Origin of the sequence: Bacillus sp. FSL E2-8887, assembly GCF_038007205.1 — a bacterium.
Lineage (GTDB): Bacteria > Bacillota > Bacilli > Bacillales > Bacillaceae_G > Bacillus_A > Bacillus_A mycoides.
The window spans coordinates 3,879,674-3,893,732 of the sequence record NZ_JBBOWS010000001.1; the positions used below are offsets into that span (position 1 = coordinate 3,879,674).

The 14,059-nt window shown below is 34.1% G+C and carries 23 protein-coding genes and 1 pseudogene; 6 read left to right on the forward strand and 18 right to left on the reverse strand.

What is annotated here, in order from left to right; genetic code table 11:
• Nucleotides 1–3 precede the first annotated feature (3 nt).
• Both NSQ08_RS19875 and NSQ08_RS19880 read right to left on the reverse strand, forming a co-directional pair.
• Nucleotides 4–135 (reverse strand): hypothetical protein, encoded by a 132-nt coding sequence (locus tag NSQ08_RS19875; protein ID WP_002088613.1) that lies wholly within the window; start codon nucleotides 133–135, stop codon nucleotides 4–6.
• 98 nt (nucleotides 136–233) lie between these two features.
• On the reverse strand, nucleotides 234–461 hold the full coding sequence (locus NSQ08_RS19880) for a hypothetical protein (RefSeq protein WP_000032698.1): 228 nt from the start codon (nucleotides 459–461) through the stop codon (nucleotides 234–236).
• Nucleotides 462–532: 71 nt separating this feature from the next.
• Between NSQ08_RS19880 and NSQ08_RS19885 the strand changes: the two are divergent.
• Together NSQ08_RS19885 and NSQ08_RS19890 are read left to right on the forward strand one after the other, a co-directional pair.
• A pseudogene (locus tag NSQ08_RS19885) lies at nucleotides 533–650 on the forward strand (GTP pyrophosphokinase).
• Nucleotides 651–778: 128 nt separating this feature from the next.
• Entirely contained in the window at nucleotides 779–1,414 is a 636-nt protein-coding gene (locus tag NSQ08_RS19890; protein WP_002015010.1) for a VC0807 family protein, read from the forward strand.
• A gap of 66 nt (nucleotides 1,415–1,480) precedes the next feature.
• Here the strand turns inward: NSQ08_RS19890 and NSQ08_RS19895 are convergent, their stop codons facing one another.
• The 10 genes from NSQ08_RS19895 to comGA all read right to left on the reverse strand — a co-directional run bounded on the left by NSQ08_RS19895 (nucleotide 1,481) and on the right by comGA (nucleotide 7,126).
• Nucleotides 1,481–1,681 (reverse strand): YqzE family protein, encoded by a 201-nt coding sequence (locus NSQ08_RS19895; protein ID WP_002015009.1) that lies wholly within the window; start codon nucleotides 1,679–1,681, stop codon nucleotides 1,481–1,483.
• Nucleotides 1,682–1,719: 38 nt separating this feature from the next.
• Complete coding sequence (locus NSQ08_RS19900) at nucleotides 1,720–2,217, reverse strand: shikimate kinase (RefSeq protein WP_002129082.1); 498 nt, start codon at nucleotides 2,215–2,217, stop codon at nucleotides 1,720–1,722.
• A 151-nt stretch (nucleotides 2,218–2,368) separates the two neighbouring features.
• A complete protein-coding gene (locus NSQ08_RS19905; protein WP_002131210.1) occupies nucleotides 2,369–3,019 on the reverse strand; it encodes a 2OG-Fe(II) oxygenase in 651 nt (216 codons plus the stop codon).
• Between the two features lie 174 nt (nucleotides 3,020–3,193).
• On the reverse strand, nucleotides 3,194–3,565 hold the full coding sequence (comGG, locus tag NSQ08_RS19910) for a competence type IV pilus minor pilin ComGG (protein ID WP_002167676.1): 372 nt from the start codon (nucleotides 3,563–3,565) through the stop codon (nucleotides 3,194–3,196).
• Nucleotides 3,562–4,023 (reverse strand): competence type IV pilus minor pilin ComGF, encoded by a 462-nt coding sequence (gene comGF, locus NSQ08_RS19915; protein ID WP_016100616.1) that lies wholly within the window; start codon nucleotides 4,021–4,023, stop codon nucleotides 3,562–3,564. The genes comGG and comGF overlap by 4 nt, the downstream gene beginning before the upstream one ends.
• On the reverse strand, nucleotides 4,007–4,303 hold the full coding sequence (locus NSQ08_RS19920) for a hypothetical protein (RefSeq protein ID WP_016100615.1): 297 nt from the start codon (nucleotides 4,301–4,303) through the stop codon (nucleotides 4,007–4,009). Before NSQ08_RS19920 ends, comGF begins: the two co-directional genes overlap by 17 nt.
• Nucleotides 4,296–4,751, reverse strand: coding sequence for a competence type IV pilus minor pilin ComGD (gene comGD, locus NSQ08_RS19925; protein WP_002129089.1), 456 nt, complete (start codon nucleotides 4,749–4,751; stop codon nucleotides 4,296–4,298). The genes NSQ08_RS19920 and comGD overlap by 8 nt, the downstream gene beginning before the upstream one ends.
• A complete protein-coding gene (gene comGC / locus NSQ08_RS19930; protein ID WP_002088623.1) occupies nucleotides 4,748–5,047 on the reverse strand; it encodes a competence type IV pilus major pilin ComGC in 300 nt (99 codons plus the stop codon). The genes comGD and comGC overlap by 4 nt, the downstream gene beginning before the upstream one ends.
• Before the next feature lie 11 nt (nucleotides 5,048–5,058).
• Nucleotides 5,059–6,096: a competence type IV pilus assembly protein ComGB gene (gene comGB / locus NSQ08_RS19935; RefSeq protein WP_340778251.1), complete on the reverse strand. Its 1,038-nt coding sequence runs from the start codon at nucleotides 6,094–6,096 to the stop codon at nucleotides 5,059–5,061.
• A complete protein-coding gene (comGA, locus tag NSQ08_RS19940) occupies nucleotides 6,083–7,126 on the reverse strand; it encodes a competence type IV pilus ATPase ComGA (RefSeq protein ID WP_340778254.1) in 1,044 nt (347 codons plus the stop codon). Before comGA ends, comGB begins: the two co-directional genes overlap by 14 nt.
• Before the next feature lie 205 nt (nucleotides 7,127–7,331).
• Between comGA and NSQ08_RS19945 the strand changes: the two genes are divergently transcribed.
• From NSQ08_RS19945 to NSQ08_RS19955, 3 genes are all read left to right on the forward strand, one after another.
• Nucleotides 7,332–8,027 (forward strand): helix-turn-helix transcriptional regulator, encoded by a 696-nt coding sequence (locus NSQ08_RS19945; RefSeq protein ID WP_002014995.1) that lies wholly within the window; start codon nucleotides 7,332–7,334, stop codon nucleotides 8,025–8,027.
• A gap of 282 nt (nucleotides 8,028–8,309) precedes the next feature.
• Nucleotides 8,310–8,552, forward strand: coding sequence for a DUF2626 domain-containing protein (locus NSQ08_RS19950; RefSeq protein WP_002015110.1), 243 nt, complete (start codon nucleotides 8,310–8,312; stop codon nucleotides 8,550–8,552).
• A 107-nt stretch (nucleotides 8,553–8,659) separates the two neighbouring features.
• Nucleotides 8,660–10,054, forward strand: coding sequence for an L-cystine transporter (locus NSQ08_RS19955; protein ID WP_340778262.1), 1,395 nt, complete (start codon nucleotides 8,660–8,662; stop codon nucleotides 10,052–10,054).
• A gap of 80 nt (nucleotides 10,055–10,134) precedes the next feature.
• Here the strand turns inward: NSQ08_RS19955 and NSQ08_RS19960 are convergent, their stop codons facing one another.
• Complete coding sequence (locus tag NSQ08_RS19960; protein WP_340778266.1) at nucleotides 10,135–10,527, reverse strand: hypothetical protein; 393 nt, start codon at nucleotides 10,525–10,527, stop codon at nucleotides 10,135–10,137.
• A gap of 87 nt (nucleotides 10,528–10,614) precedes the next feature.
• Nucleotides 10,615–10,830 (reverse strand): DUF3912 family protein, encoded by a 216-nt coding sequence (locus tag NSQ08_RS19965; protein WP_002034026.1) that lies wholly within the window; start codon nucleotides 10,828–10,830, stop codon nucleotides 10,615–10,617.
• 252 nt (nucleotides 10,831–11,082) lie between these two features.
• On the opposite strand from NSQ08_RS19965, the gene NSQ08_RS19970 reads away from it, so the two are divergent.
• Entirely contained in the window at nucleotides 11,083–11,394 is a 312-nt protein-coding gene (locus tag NSQ08_RS19970; protein ID WP_002165070.1) for a hypothetical protein, read from the forward strand.
• A gap of 35 nt (nucleotides 11,395–11,429) precedes the next feature.
• On the opposite strand, the gene NSQ08_RS19975 is transcribed toward NSQ08_RS19970, so the two are convergent.
• The 4 genes from NSQ08_RS19975 to NSQ08_RS19990 all read right to left on the reverse strand — a co-directional run bounded on the left by NSQ08_RS19975 (nucleotide 11,430) and on the right by NSQ08_RS19990 (nucleotide 14,045).
• The gene (locus tag NSQ08_RS19975; protein ID WP_002015119.1) at nucleotides 11,430–11,918 is read right to left on the reverse strand and encodes a hypothetical protein; all 489 of its coding nucleotides are present in this window, start codon (nucleotides 11,916–11,918) and stop codon (nucleotides 11,430–11,432) included.
• A 108-nt stretch (nucleotides 11,919–12,026) separates the two neighbouring features.
• Entirely contained in the window at nucleotides 12,027–12,404 is a 378-nt protein-coding gene (locus NSQ08_RS19980) for a nucleoside 2-deoxyribosyltransferase (RefSeq protein WP_340778271.1), read from the reverse strand.
• Nucleotides 12,405–12,501: 97 nt separating this feature from the next.
• On the reverse strand, nucleotides 12,502–12,744 hold the full coding sequence (locus NSQ08_RS19985) for a DUF3966 domain-containing protein (RefSeq protein ID WP_085960924.1): 243 nt from the start codon (nucleotides 12,742–12,744) through the stop codon (nucleotides 12,502–12,504).
• A 242-nt stretch (nucleotides 12,745–12,986) separates the two neighbouring features.
• Complete coding sequence (locus NSQ08_RS19990; protein ID WP_002190676.1) at nucleotides 12,987–14,045, reverse strand: undecaprenyldiphospho-muramoylpentapeptide beta-N-acetylglucosaminyltransferase; 1,059 nt, start codon at nucleotides 14,043–14,045, stop codon at nucleotides 12,987–12,989.
• Between the last annotated feature and the right edge of the window lie 14 nt (nucleotides 14,046–14,059).

Here is a 14,059-nt window from a genome sequence, read left to right on the forward strand (position 1 = left end):
AGCCTATTCTCTATCTTCATTACGCTCTTGCTGTTTTTTCTCTGTCATACGTTTCTGATATGCACGATCCTTTGCACTTACATGGTTTGCATCAGTTGGAAGATTCTCTTTTGAACGACCAATTCCATTACTCATCTTTTTCGCCTCCTTTTTGCATGTTTCAAAATGCATCTTTATTTTCAGCTAGAGGCACAATCCTTATACAAAAAAATAAGAGCAGCCAGTAGCTGCTCTTACTCATTCACGTATTTTTGAAACATATCATGGATGCCTTGATTTACGAGGTTCGAGATCTGTTCGTCAGATTTATTCGGATAACGATCACGTAATCTGATAGATGCCTTCACCATTAAATTTTCTAATACAGAACGGCCACCTTCTCCATAAATAATTTCAGCATACTTAACCAGTCTTCCATCCTCTAATGTTGCTGGATTATGATTGAAGAAAAATTTACTCATTGTCTCCACCTCTCTTTTGATAACGTTTACATTTATATAGATTATTTATGTTATTTATTTCACAATATTGTATGCATGTATATTTAATTAGTTTCATTATAAAGTAACATATCAATAGTAAATATGTGATTTTCCATCCATTTTGTGAACAAATCAAAAAATGAAAGCGTTTCCTTTATTATATACTAAAAAAACTTACTACGCTAGGGACAATTTTTTTAATCTACTAATCATCTACTTTTCTTTTTTTTATTAAACCTTATACAATTTTCAGAAATTATATTATAAAATATATGTATGACTTAAGGAGGATTTGTATGAATCAAAATAAAAAAGCTATATTAGATCTTGTCTTTTATCTCGTATTCCCATTCCTCATTTGGAAATTTGCAAAACCTTATATCGATCCTTATTACGCAATGTTAATTTCCTCTGTTCCGGGGATTATTTATACACTGTATACCTTTAAAAAAGAAAAACAGTTTAACGTTACAGGGTTCTTTATTTTAATTACACTCATTTCTAATACAACGGTAGACTTAATATCTGGATCAGCGGAACGAATGCTATGGAATGATGCATATTATCATATCGTACTTGGCTGCATCGTTATATGTACAATCTTTATAAAAAAACCACTTATGTTATATTTCGCAGCGGATATTTCAGCACTGCAAGGTCATGATCGTGATAAAAGTCGTGAGCTTTATCGTGATAGTCGTATATATCCAGCACTGCAATATTTAACACTATTTTTCGGCCTTCAATTTATATTAAAAAGCTTCTTGAAAATCTATTTCATCTCTGTTTTCGGTGTAGATGGATATGGTGAAATGAGAGCTATTATGACCGCTGTTGGCTGGGGTATTTCTATTTGCATCGGAATAGGGTTTGTATGGGTAAATAATAAGATACATGCGGTTACTGAAGAAAAAGAATCTGTGCAACAATAAATAAAGATCCCCTAGCAGCTTGTTGCACTAGGGGATCTTTATTTTGCCAGACATATTACGAAAAAGTTAGCTTGATTTTTTTCTTTTATTTTTTACATTTCGATAAAACAAAGCAGCGCTCAGTGGCATAACACCAAACCATTTATTTAAGAATGGCTCTTTCTCCGCACGACGTTGTTGTTTCTGTTGTTTTCGATCCTCTTTTGGAGCATCCATATATGACACAAATTGCTGTGTCACAAAGCGTACATAATCATTAGTAGACATATTATCATCACCTCTACTTGATTAGTATGTCCACTTTTTTATTCATTAATCTTTTGCTTTAATTCATTCATAATTTGCTTTACCGACTTATTTGTCGTATCGATATGAATATCAGCCTCTTCATAATAAGCTCGGCGCGATTCAAATTTCGTTATAAATGCATCTATATCTTTCTTCTGAAATAGTGGACGTGTCGTATCTTCACGAAGCCTTTCTGCAATTACATGTGGATCGCAATATAAATACACAACAGTTCCATTTTCCTTCATCCACTTTCGATTTTCCGCTCGTTCAATAATCCCTCCACCCGTTGTAATAATTACATTCTGAACCGGTAGTGAACGTAACATTTCACTTTCATATTCCCGAAAAGCCATTTCGCCTTCTTCGGCAAAAATATCACGAATTGCCTTCTCTTGCTTCTCTTCAATTTTTTGGTCTGTATCTACAACATCCATATGAAGTTCTTTACTTAACACTTTTCCAATTGTTGTTTTCCCGGCTCCCATATAGCCAGTTATGTATATAGATTTCATTTTCGTTCCTCTCAATCATCCGTTATTATTTGTTATTATAACGAAAGATGTTACTTTATTTAATAAAAAAACGTTTTGTTCTTCTTATGCTATGAAGAACAAAACGTAACATACTCACTATTTTCTCGTAATCAAACAAGCTGGCTCACTTTTACTTATAAGTACCTCTTCTCACCCACTGCGTTGCAATCCATTTCTCGCCCTTCGTAACAGGTGCCCCTCCATGTAACGTAAGCTCATTTAGTGATTGATCTTGATAAAAGTACTCAAAGTATACTGCCATTCCCTTTCTAGGGTGTACAGAAAGATTTAATTTCGGAAAGAATGTTTCTCCGCCTTCTTCTACATCATTTAAGTACATCACAAGAGTACTTATACGATTATTAGCAGCTGATCTACTATGTTCCGCAAAATAATCATAGTGCGCTTTATATTCTTGATCTACTTCATAATTTAAAATGTGCAATCCTTCTCCATGCGCTACAGGAACATTCGTGATAGATGAAATTCGTTTTTCAATCTTCGAAGTTAGTTCATTCTCTTCCAAAAATGCACCACTACTCGTTCGAATATCATTTACATCACGTGATGAACCAACTTTAGAACGTTCCATCTTACTTTTAGACAATTCAATTAATTCATCGCACTCTTCATCACTTAATACATTTGCTAATACGACAATAAGAGGTTCTTCGAATTTTGAAATAATTTGTATTTCCCTATCCTCTGTCATAATCGTATTTCCTTTATGATCAAAAATAGTTTGTTCCTTATTTTCACCTATTTGATTGTTATTTGTCATTTCCTTATCTCCCTAGAAAAAAATGATTGGATAGCATGAATATATCATATTCTTTCTACCTTTCTCTTTTTTGAGAAAATTTAAACTTTTGACCATTATTCTTATCCCTTTCCTCAAAGAAATTGACTCCCTCCACAATAGAAACTCATGGTTCTTCTCCATATATTTTACATATTATCCTTCTACCCAATCAAATATTTTATTATCCTTTTCCCTATACCGAAAGCTCACTGTATAGAAAACTCTCTGTTTTGTAACACATTGCAACGAAATGATAATAACATCATTTTCAAAGACGTACTTTCCACTCACTTCTCCTCTTTCATACTGAAATAAAAAAACATCCTCTTTTTCTTTTTGCTGTAACTCTCTTTTTATATCTGAAATAGCGCGATCAACAAGTTCCTCCATGAAAAAACTTTGTTCTATTTCAGAATAAAATTTTTTATCCGAAAGTAACATATTCGTTTCGTACATCAAAAAAGAAATGAATAAAATAAGAAAAATAATTGTTCCTGGCATTGCAAATCCATCTTGTTTTCTCATGTTTCTATCTCAATTTCACTATAGCGCACAGCCACGCCTTCATATATTTCACCACTTATATCTTTCACATATATATATAACAAATGAGGTGTTAATTTATACGAAATCGCTTCAATCCTTTGTAATATAAATTCCCTTCCGCGCATATTTACTTTTCTTATTAAATTACTATTCAACTTTTCATACGTCACCTGATCACCATTACGAAGTTGGAAGCGTAAAATATTCCCACCGTTTTCTAGCTCTATCTTCCTCCCACTTGATACTTCACGAAACTCTAATTGCATTTGTCCTAAAAACACATCCCACTCCCAGTCATTTAATCCTTTTGAATGTGTATTTTCTATCCCCATAATATGAAGACGCGGTAAAAGTAAAAAGAACATTGATAAAAGCAACAAACATGCAATCATTTCTATTAATGTAAATCCCGCTTCGTTTTTATTTTTCCTTTGCATAAAGGCATTGCTCCATCGCTTTTCCTCTCCTATCTTTCCACATCGTACAAACTTCATCTCCTCTCCAATATGTGTAATATACAATTCCTTTTATGACTTGCTCTTTTACTCGCTTTTCCTCATTCTCATACTTAAATAAGGCCGCTTCTTTTTTTAATAATATTAATGCTTTATAGCTCATTTTTATATTTTTTCTTTCTTGCATAATTAATAATGTTTGCGGGAGCAATAACGATGCCGCCATCATTATTAAACTTAACGCTACAACCATTTCAACCATTACTGATCCTTTTTGACACTTCACGATACGTAAATCTCCCTCTTCCAAGCTGAAATACAATCTCATATTTATACCCTCGATAGGAAAGTAAAATCGTACCACCCCTATTAATATTCCCGCTCGGATTATATGTCATTGGATTTGGAAAGGTATGCAAATCCATTTGGACATCTTTATCATATTCTCTCTTAACAATTAAAAGGTCTGTCTCCGATTCCGAAATATAATACATCTGTTTCCCTTTAAACCAGCGTAACGTATAATGTTGTTGACGCTTAATCGCCAACTGCTGCATATACAAAATATCATTTGAAAACTGTTTCAAAAACTGCTCAACTTTTTGTTTTTCATGTAATGAAGTAACGTTAAAATGCGTAACAACACTCAGTACAGAAATAGCAAATAAGACAAGTAGCATTTCTAAAAGAGTAAAACCTTTTTGCTTCACGATTTCCCAGCTGATACCGTACCATCATCGGAAATATGGATTGGTTCACCTTTCGGGCAAGTTTTTGAAGTAATATACTTTCCTGTTTCAAGTTCCTCTATTGATGGAATCTTATTATGTTGCAAGTGATATGCTTGTATTTGTGCTTCTATAGATTTCACATAGGCTGCACATCCTTTTCCTTGGACGGATGAGCGCTGTGTAACTACATTTGGAATAATTAATAGTAATAATACAGTTATGACAACCATAACTAATAACATTTCTAAAAGAGTAAAACCCTCCTCATTCTGCATGTAAATGCCCCCTATATAGAATTCATCATTTGAAACATCGGCATAATCATCGCTAAGTACATCAAAATGACTATAACCCCAAGACATGTAAATAAAATGGGTTGAATCACAAATAACATACGTTTAATTTTTTGTTCTACCTTTTCAATAATGAGCTCACTGTAATCACCAAGCTCATTTGCTAAATTACCGTTTGCTTGTCCATGCGTAATGATATAAGAAAGTTCTTTCTCGTAATAACCGCTTTTATCAATAATAGATTGTAACGGTTCTCCTGCAATTAATTGCCGCTCAATTCGGTCTGCTTCATACTGAAAGAACGGATGATACTTTTGCTTCATCATTATTGTTAATGCTTCGTGTACCGACAATCCACCGTGTAATAAACCACTTAATTGAGTGGAAAAATAATGCGAATGATTTAAAATAAGAAATGTTTTCATAAGGGGAATACGGATCATAATCTTTACCTTTTGAGTAGGCGGAAGTTTTCGGAAATAAAATATATATAAACTAAATCCCATTATAACGATAAGAACAATCATATAAATGAAGTAGGGTAATAATTTAATTGCAACTAAAATTTGCTCCGTAAGTGGTGGTGCTGTAGAACGTAAAGAACTATACATCATTTCAAACTGAGGCAATAAAATGAGGTTAAAAACAGAAAGCATAATCATTAAAAAAAATGATAAAAACATAGGATATCGCATTACTTTCATCATATCTTTCCTATATTTATCTTTCTTGTAAAGAAGTACGCTCCCTTGTTGCAAAGCAAAAGAAATGTCACCATGTCGCTCTGCATAAAACAAATAACTTAACATCTCAGAGTGAAACATTAATTGGTGAAAAGAAGCGTGCAAACTTTGTCCATTTTTCAATCCCTCGATCATACGCTGTAACTGTAATTTCTTCTCTAATGGTAGTTGCAACTGCAAAAATTCTAACGCCTGCAAAAGTGAGTAACCTTTCTCTAATAAATCACTTAATCTTTTACATAATAATGCTTGATCACTTAAACTCCATTTTCTCTTAAACATATACATCTTCTTCTAAAAAGCCTAAAGCATACCCTTTTCGAACCGACGATTCCAACGTTTTATAGTGATACGTAACATGTTCTCCACTTGCTTCTTTAATCGCTTGTTTTAATTCATATCCATATAACAGTTCATAAATGCTTGCCTGTCTCACTTTCCTCATTGATTTACATAAAGTTGCACACTTCCCTCTGCAAAATGGACATTTTAATTCGACGAGCCGCTGAGCAGCTACTGCTAATAATGATTGTTCAATTTCTTGCCTTGTAATACCATAATCCATAAATCGTAGTATCGCTCCTTTCGCATCATTTGTATGCAAGGTTGTCATTACTAAATGTCCCGTCAAACTGGCCCTTACAGCTACTTTTGCTGTTTCTTCATCACGAATTTCGCCAACTAAAATAATATCTGGATCATGACGCAAAATAGCCTTTAATCCCGTTTTATATGTGATACCAGCTTTTTCATTTATTTGAATTTGTAATAAACCGTCTTTTCTTTTCTCAACTGGATCTTCCAGTGTAATGATGCGACGTGTTTGCCATTTTCTAGCTACTTCTAATAACGCATACATTGTTGTTGTTTTTCCAGAACCAGTTGGCCCAGTAAATACGAGTAACCCATGAGAATGCTTTAAAAAAGAGAGTAATTTTTCCGCTGAACTTGGAAATAACGAAAGATGAGACAGTGGCTGTACAGATGCTTGTAAATGGAGGCGAATAACGAGACTTTCTTGATATACTGTTGGAAGTGTTGAAAGGCGTAAATACACTTCTTGTCCATCAATTTGTAAGTACAACGAACCATTTTGAGGTTTTCTCCTCTCTCCTATATCCATTGATGCTAAAAATTTAAAGTGTGAAACAAGCTTTTCTCCAAATTCTTTCTCAATACACCGTTTCGTAATTAAATCTTTTCCAATACGTAATTGAATCGCCACATCCTTCTGCCTGGGCACAATATGTAAGTCCGATGCTTGCACCCTACAAGCTTCTTTCATAATCATATTTGCAAAAAGCTCGACACTATTCATCAAGTTTCCCTCCTCACTATGTATATATCATAAAAAAATGCACAAGAAAAATTAGAGATTTTGTATTTTCACTAAGAGAAAAAGGAAAAATATGTTTGTGAAATTATGAACAATTTCCGAATTATTGTCTGAAATTACCTATATAGAAGTTTATCTGTATTATAATGTTAATATCTTGGATAAAGTGATAAAGGTGGAGATCCTCATGGAACAAGCTTTAAAAATTACAGGTGTATTATCTGACCCTACTCGTTATTATATTTATAAATATATTTCGCAAAAACATAATTACGTAACTGTACAAGAAATTGCAGATGAGTTTAATATTCATCCAAACGTAGCGCGTTTACATTTATCTAAATTAGAAGATGTTAATATGCTCAAATCAGAAACAAAAAAAACTGGGAAAGGCGGCAGACCAAGCAGACTATACGTCTTGTCTCAAGATGTCATCCAGTTACAATTCCCATTTCGCGATTATCAATTATTAGCGCAGATAGCATTTAATTCACTGCTAAGCTTAGGTAGTGCTGGTGAAAAAGCGCTATATGAAACAGGGAAACAATTCGGCAAAGAATTAATGCAACAACATATGCATCGCTTAAATGTAAGTGCAGAAGCATTGACGATAGAACAAAAAATGCTAATCGCAAAAGAAGCATTCTCAACTGCTGGCTTATCCCCTGCTTTTGAATTAAGTACAGATGGCACAAAAATTTTCTATGATGTACACAATTGCCCATTTAAAGAAGTTGCTGCGCATCATCCGACTGAAATTTGTAATATGCACGGAGATATGATGAAGGGGATTTTTGAAATCCTATTCCCGAACGTGGAATTAACACGAAACGATAGTCTACTAGATGGCTGCAAATCTTGTAACTATAAAGTGAAACTTTAATCAGTGGGGGGTGTTCTTCCCCCACTGATTATTAGCCCTCACCAATCGGGCGTTTACGGGCGGTTGATCTCCCACCTAACTTCTTTGCTCAAGCCGAATTTTGAGGTGGGAGTTTTACTGCCCACAAATAGCGGGATAAAGTTCAAATTTAGTTTTTCAACTAAGAAGAAGTCAATATTATAATTGGCTTCTTTTTTTATATGAATGAATATTTACAATAGTTAGAAAAATAAACTATAATGAAAAGAGGTTTTACTTTTTTTAGAAAAGGAGGGAGATGGCATGGAGCGCATGTTTCGCGTTCTCGGCTTTTGGACTGGAATTTTCTCGGTTATGTTTTACGTAGGGGATATGCATTCGACCGCACTACTATTTTTAGGACAAACAGGATTCTTCGTACTTTTAAGTTATTTAAAATTAACAGAGCGTATGTATATATACGTATTCGGGGCATATTTAACCGTTTTCTTCATCGGATTTACATGGTACACAACATTTTTACTTGTCCCTGGAGCTGGGCATTAAGAGATGGCAAATTGCCATCTTTTTTTTAATTCCGCAATTCCCTAGTTGACTTATAGGTTTTATTACCTTATATTCTATATAACACATTGGAATTAGGGGGAATCAACATGAATACACTGCTTGTCGGGATTAACATCACAGTCATGCTCATTTTAGTTGGCGTATTGTATTATATGCAACGTAAGCATGTATCTTTTAATAAACGTGTATTTACTGCTTTAGGAGTCGGAATTATCTTTGGTCTTATATTACAATTTATTTATGAACCTACTTCTAAAGTAATTATCGAATCAAATACCTGGTTTAGTTTAATTGGTAACGGTTATGTGAAATTACTTCAAATGATCGTTATGCCACTTATTTTAGTATCTATTATTTCAGCATTTACAAAATTACAATTAACGAAAAACCTTGGTAAAATCAGTGGTCTTATTATCGGAATTTTAATTCTTACTACAGGAATTGCCGCAGCTGTCGGTATAGCTGCAAGCGCAGGATTTGATGTATCAGCAACAGGATTACAACAAGGTGATGCAGAATCTGCTCGTCTGAAATTAGTAGAAGAAAGATTTACTTCTATTGAAAAGACAACAATTCCAGACAAATTGTTAGAACTGTTGCCTACGAATCCTTTTCTTGATTTAACAGGTGCTCGTCCAACATCAACAATTTCTGTTGTAATATTTGCAGCCTTTATCGGGATTGCCTTTATAGGTGTAAAACGAAAATATCCAGAACAAGCAGAGCTATTTAAGAAAATGCTTGATGCTGTATATGCAATCGTAATGCGTATGGTAACATTAATTTTACTTCTTACTCCATACGGCGTATTAGCTCTTATGGCAAAGACAGTTGCTGGTAGCGATATAAATGCTATTTTAAAACTTGGTAACTTCGTGTTAGCATCTTACGTAGCTCTTATCGTAATGTTTATCATTCACTTATTATTAATCGCATTATCTGGTTTAAATCCAATTCAATATTTGAAAAAAGTGTTCCCTGTATTAACATTTGCATTCACATCTCGCTCTAGTGCTGGTGCAATGCCATTAAATATTGAAGCTCAAAAAGAAAAGCTTGGTATTTCTGAAGGAATCGCTAACTTCGCTGCATCCTTTGGGGTATCTATCGGTCAAAACGGTTGCGCAGGTATTTATCCAGCAATGCTTGCTATGATGGTCGCTCCAACTGTAGGAATTGATCCATTACAACCACAATTCATTTTAACTTTAATCGCTGTCGTTGCTATTAGCTCATTCGGTGTTGCCGGTGTTGGTGGCGGTGCAACATTCGCAGCGTTAATCGTACTATCTACAATGAACTTACCAATCGGCATTGTCGCTCTTGTTATCTCAGTTGAACCATTAATCGATATGGGTCGTACAGCTCTTAACGTAAGTGGTTCTATGACAGCTGGTCTTATTTCTAGTAAATGGCTTGGTGAATTAGATCAGGATACGTACAATCAGGATGATGTAAAAACTGGTGAGATTGCTTCATAATAAAAAAGGACGCTAACAATTTATACTGTTAGCGTCTTTTTTATTATGTTCCATCTCTATACATCTTCTCTTGAAAGTTATCACTCCAAGTATTCTTCTAGTTGCTCTTTTAACTCTTCCTCAATCTCATAACAAGATTCATCAACAAGTTCCCCTACTTTCTTACTCCCCCAAACTCTCGACTGAGTTGGCATCCCTAAAAAAGCATTTTCGCATCTCCAAATTGGAATAATGTAAAATTCAATCATCTCTCCTTCTTCATCTAATACCGCTATAGAAACTGATGAATAATATCCTATTTCAAAGGGATTCTCTTTTTCTCTTTCAAATCCCATATCTAATTTCATATTTTTCCCTATGTATAAATGCGAATACGCTTTAAAAAATCCAAGTGATATTCGCTCTATTTCCTTTTCCATACATTTAATGTTCTCTTTCAACTCCAATGTAAACTCTTGTTCTTTATACTTCATTTCCGTCTCCACACACATAGAAAAAGAGAATACAATAACATATTCTCTTTTCTCAAATATATTTCATTATCTCACAGCCCGTCCCTTTCACAAATAACCATTTTGCTCGCACCATGTATGAAATTGTCCTACATCTACTCCAACTAACACGATATCCTTTAGCTCTACATCAATACTTTGTTCTCCAATTACAATAGCAAAATGGGATTCTAATTGTTTTTCATTTTTCTTTACAGTTCCAATTCGGTTCCGATGCGGCCCATTTTTTATATATGCTTTTTGTCCTACAATATCAAAGTTCAAGATTCTCACCTCTTTTACTGCGCTCAAATTGGAAATACAATCTCCACCTCGGAAAATTTCCTTTCATTGCACTATTTCTCTATATATATGACGAAACAATAAAAGAGTCCTTCCTTCTTTACAATTATTTTTTCTTTGTTTCATTTTTATGATTGAAACGTAAAGTTTATAATAAAATACACTTGGAAGCGCTTTCTACGCAATTTTTTATGTTATAATATAAAAGTAGAACTTCGTAAAGAGGGTTAAAAAATGAATATAAACATGATTAACAAAGTAATTGAAGCATTAAAAGTATATGGCTTTCAGGATGTATCATTCTGTGAAGAAACGAAGCAATTTTTATTTCATAACGAAACCGATATTATGAGCGGCTATGCAGAAATAACATATAGTAGTCAATTCGAAAAATTTAACGTACAAATTCATCCAATTGAAACGCATCACCAAGCAGAGTTACAAGAGGTTGAAAGACATATACAAGCTTGCATACGAAAAGTAGAGTATTTAAATGCACTTCTTACTGGACAAACAAAGCTAGATGATAAAATTATTATTATGTAAAAAAAAAGAACGTGAAGCTATCACGTTCTTTTTCATTATACGTTCATTTTCCCCTTCAGCTGTAATCCTGTAACAGATTCTAATACATCCATCGCTTCTTCAAACGTCATATCAAAAATTGTCTTCTCTTCTATATAGGGAAACTGTCTAAAGCGCTTTTCTAACATTTTCACTGCATCCGATGTGAAGTTTGCGCTATCAATGCCAAATTCTGTTTCAAGAAGCACAATCCAATCTAACACATGAAAACCTAATCCATTTACGAATGAAATAAGTTTTTCTTCTGGCTGTGGAGATAAGAATACGTTTCGCTCCAGCTCACTGAAAAGTTCTTCTCCTAAAATTCCTGCTAACTCATCATCATGTTCGCGTTCAATAATCTCTTCATAACCGTAATCATCAACAAGCTCTTCTACTTCTTCACTATCCGCAAAAAGCAATTGACTAAGAATTGCATCTTTCTTAAATTCACTGTTTTGTACAACCTCTAAAAAACTTGTTTCCCATCCATTTTCTAATTTCATATTTATAACTCCTTTATATGCTTTACTTATAATAACTGTGCCCAAAATAGCCTAATGGTAACCTTCACTCTTTTTTTGCAAGAAATATTTCTCGCTGCATTCCCACGTCTAACATTCCACTTTATTCAATATATATGAGACAAGCCCCTCAATTTCTCCTTCGAAAATATCAACTTCTCGTAAATGGTAGAATGTCGTTTGCAACTCATTGCCCTTGTGATATATATAAATTTTCTTTTCTAAAGCAATTGCCATCCCTAATTCTGTATGACTTCCATTCCCACCCTCTAGTATGAGTAAGAAAACATCAGCTTCTCGTATCGCTTCTCGTTCTTCTTCACCAATCTTTTGCAATTGTTCTCTATTGGTTGCTCTTTCATTTTTCGTCCAATCATATGTATGCTGCCATCCCACTTCTTTCAACTGGCTTGATACGAAACGAACAAGATGTTTATTTTGAAATCCTGAAGCAATATAAAATTTCATTTATATTCACTCCTTAAATATGTATGGGGAAACTCCTTTTTTAGCGTTAATGGGATTTTTTCAAAAAAAATCCCCATCCTTAGAACTTATTTGCGTTTCAATGATGGGGTGCCTCATGATCTTCTTTTATTTTTTGTTTTTTATAACTTTCATCAGCTAACATTTCTAGTTCAGCTGTTATTTCTGATTTTTCAAGCTCTCGTTCTTGTGAAAATTTCCGTGAAATATAAACAATAACACTACCAACGTACAACACAAAGCATATAATAAGTGCAGTATTTTCATAGAGACTTAGCTCCAACACAGTCACTCCTAATCCATTCGTATTTTCACGCTTAATCAATTGGAATTTCCCTATTAACCATTTGTTACCCCGCATTAACGGGCAGTAAGACCCCCACCTCAAAATTCAACGAAAACAAAGAAGTTAGGTGTGGGATTAACTGCCCGTAAAAGCCCGATTGGTTCAACTAATAATCAGTGGGGATGCCCCCCCCACTGATTAAAGTTTCACTTTATTGTAACATAAAAATATCAATTCTTGGAATCTTTCATCCTACTAAAAAAGACATGATTGTTTAATCATGCCTCTGAAATATGTTGAATGATAGTTTTAATCGCTTCTTTTCCATTATATTTTTTTAATGCTATTTTATACGTCTCATTATTATGAGATAGCTCTTCTATATGCTTTATAAGTGAGTTCACCGTTACATCCTCTTCATATAATACCGATGCATACCCTTGTCTTTTAAAGGATTCAGCATTTAAAATTTGATCTCCACGGCTTGCAAATTTCGATAACGGAATTAAAACCATCGGCTTTTGCATTGTTAAAAATTCAAAAATCGCGTTGGATCCCGCACGCGAAATAACAAAATCTGTTGCTGCTAATATATCCGGCAACTCTTCATGTACATATTCAAATTGTCTATATCCTTCTTTATTTTGTAAGGATTCATCAAGATTTCCTTTTCCGCAAAGATGCACAATTTGATAATTTTTCAGAAGATCTGGAAGTGCCGATCGAACCGTTTCATTAATTTTCTTTGCGCCTAAACTTCCTCCCATAACAGTAATAACTGATTTCTTCCGGGAAAACCCTAGAAACTTTAAACCTTTTTCAAGATTTCCTCTTAGTACGTCTTCACGTACAGGCGATCCTGTATATATTACTTTTTCTTTCGGTAAATGTTTCGCTGCTTCTTCAAATGTAACAAATATTTTCGAGGCAAAACGGAGCGCAATTTTATTTGCTAGTCCAGGTGTCATATCAGATTCATGTAATAAAACTGGCACCCTATTTAGCCACCCTCCTATTACGACTGGTACGGATACGAAACCACCTTTTGAAAAAATAACATCCGGTTTTAGTTTACGAATTGTTACGTACGCATCCATAACACCCTTCATCACGAGAAAAGGATCTTTTATATTTTTCAAATCAAAATAACGACGTAGCTTCCCGCTTGCAATACTATGGTATGGGATTCCTTCTTTTTCTATAATCGTTTTCTCAATCCCTTGATGAGAACCAATATAAGAGATATCCCAGTTCTGCTTTTGTAAATGTGGAATAATTGCTAAATTAGGTGTTACATGCCCGGCCGAACCGCCACCTGTAAAGACTATTTTTTTCATACGTCTCCCCCTTC

What these genes read in the sequence shown, in the direction of transcription:
- NSQ08_RS19875 (WP_002088613.1), bottom strand. Translation starts at nt 135, where the DNA reads ATGAGTAATGGAATTGGTCGTTCAAAAGAGAATCTTCCAACTGATGCA.
- NSQ08_RS19880 (WP_000032698.1), bottom strand. Translation starts at nt 461, where the DNA reads ATGAGTAAATTTTTCTTCAATCATAATCCAGCAACATTAGAGGATGGA.
- NSQ08_RS19890 (WP_002015010.1), top strand. Translation starts at nt 779, where the DNA reads ATGAATCAAAATAAAAAAGCTATATTAGATCTTGTCTTTTATCTCGTA.
- NSQ08_RS19895 (WP_002015009.1), bottom strand. Translation starts at nt 1,681, where the DNA reads ATGTCTACTAATGATTATGTACGCTTTGTGACACAGCAATTTGTGTCA.
- NSQ08_RS19900 (WP_002129082.1), bottom strand. Translation starts at nt 2,217, where the DNA reads ATGAAATCTATATACATAACTGGCTATATGGGAGCCGGGAAAACAACA.
- NSQ08_RS19905 (WP_002131210.1), bottom strand. Translation starts at nt 3,019, where the DNA reads ATGACAAATAACAATCAAATAGGTGAAAATAAGGAACAAACTATTTTT.
- comGG (WP_002167676.1), bottom strand. Translation starts at nt 3,565, where the DNA reads ATGAGAAAACAAGATGGATTTGCAATGCCAGGAACAATTATTTTTCTT.
- comGF (WP_016100616.1), bottom strand. Translation starts at nt 4,023, where the DNA reads ATGCAAAGGAAAAATAAAAACGAAGCGGGATTTACATTAATAGAAATG.
- NSQ08_RS19920 (WP_016100615.1), bottom strand. Translation starts at nt 4,303, where the DNA reads ATGGTTGAAATGGTTGTAGCGTTAAGTTTAATAATGATGGCGGCATCG.
- comGC (WP_002088623.1), bottom strand. Translation starts at nt 5,047, where the DNA reads ATGCAGAATGAGGAGGGTTTTACTCTTTTAGAAATGTTATTAGTTATG.
- comGB (WP_340778251.1), bottom strand. Translation starts at nt 6,096, where the DNA reads ATGTATATGTTTAAGAGAAAATGGAGTTTAAGTGATCAAGCATTATTA.
- comGA (WP_340778254.1), bottom strand. Translation starts at nt 7,126, where the DNA reads ATGAATAGTGTCGAGCTTTTTGCAAATATGATTATGAAAGAAGCTTGT.
- NSQ08_RS19945 (WP_002014995.1), top strand. Translation starts at nt 7,332, where the DNA reads ATGGAACAAGCTTTAAAAATTACAGGTGTATTATCTGACCCTACTCGT.
- NSQ08_RS19950 (WP_002015110.1), top strand. Translation starts at nt 8,310, where the DNA reads ATGGAGCGCATGTTTCGCGTTCTCGGCTTTTGGACTGGAATTTTCTCG.
- NSQ08_RS19955 (WP_340778262.1), top strand. Translation starts at nt 8,660, where the DNA reads ATGAATACACTGCTTGTCGGGATTAACATCACAGTCATGCTCATTTTA.
- NSQ08_RS19960 (WP_340778266.1), bottom strand. Translation starts at nt 10,527, where the DNA reads ATGAAGTATAAAGAACAAGAGTTTACATTGGAGTTGAAAGAGAACATT.
- NSQ08_RS19970 (WP_002165070.1), top strand. Translation starts at nt 11,083, where the DNA reads ATGAATATAAACATGATTAACAAAGTAATTGAAGCATTAAAAGTATAT.
- NSQ08_RS19975 (WP_002015119.1), bottom strand. Translation starts at nt 11,918, where the DNA reads ATGAAATTAGAAAATGGATGGGAAACAAGTTTTTTAGAGGTTGTACAA.
- NSQ08_RS19980 (WP_340778271.1), bottom strand. Translation starts at nt 12,404, where the DNA reads ATGAAATTTTATATTGCTTCAGGATTTCAAAATAAACATCTTGTTCGT.
- NSQ08_RS19990 (WP_002190676.1), bottom strand. Translation starts at nt 14,045, where the DNA reads ATGAAAAAAATAGTCTTTACAGGTGGCGGTTCGGCCGGGCATGTAACA.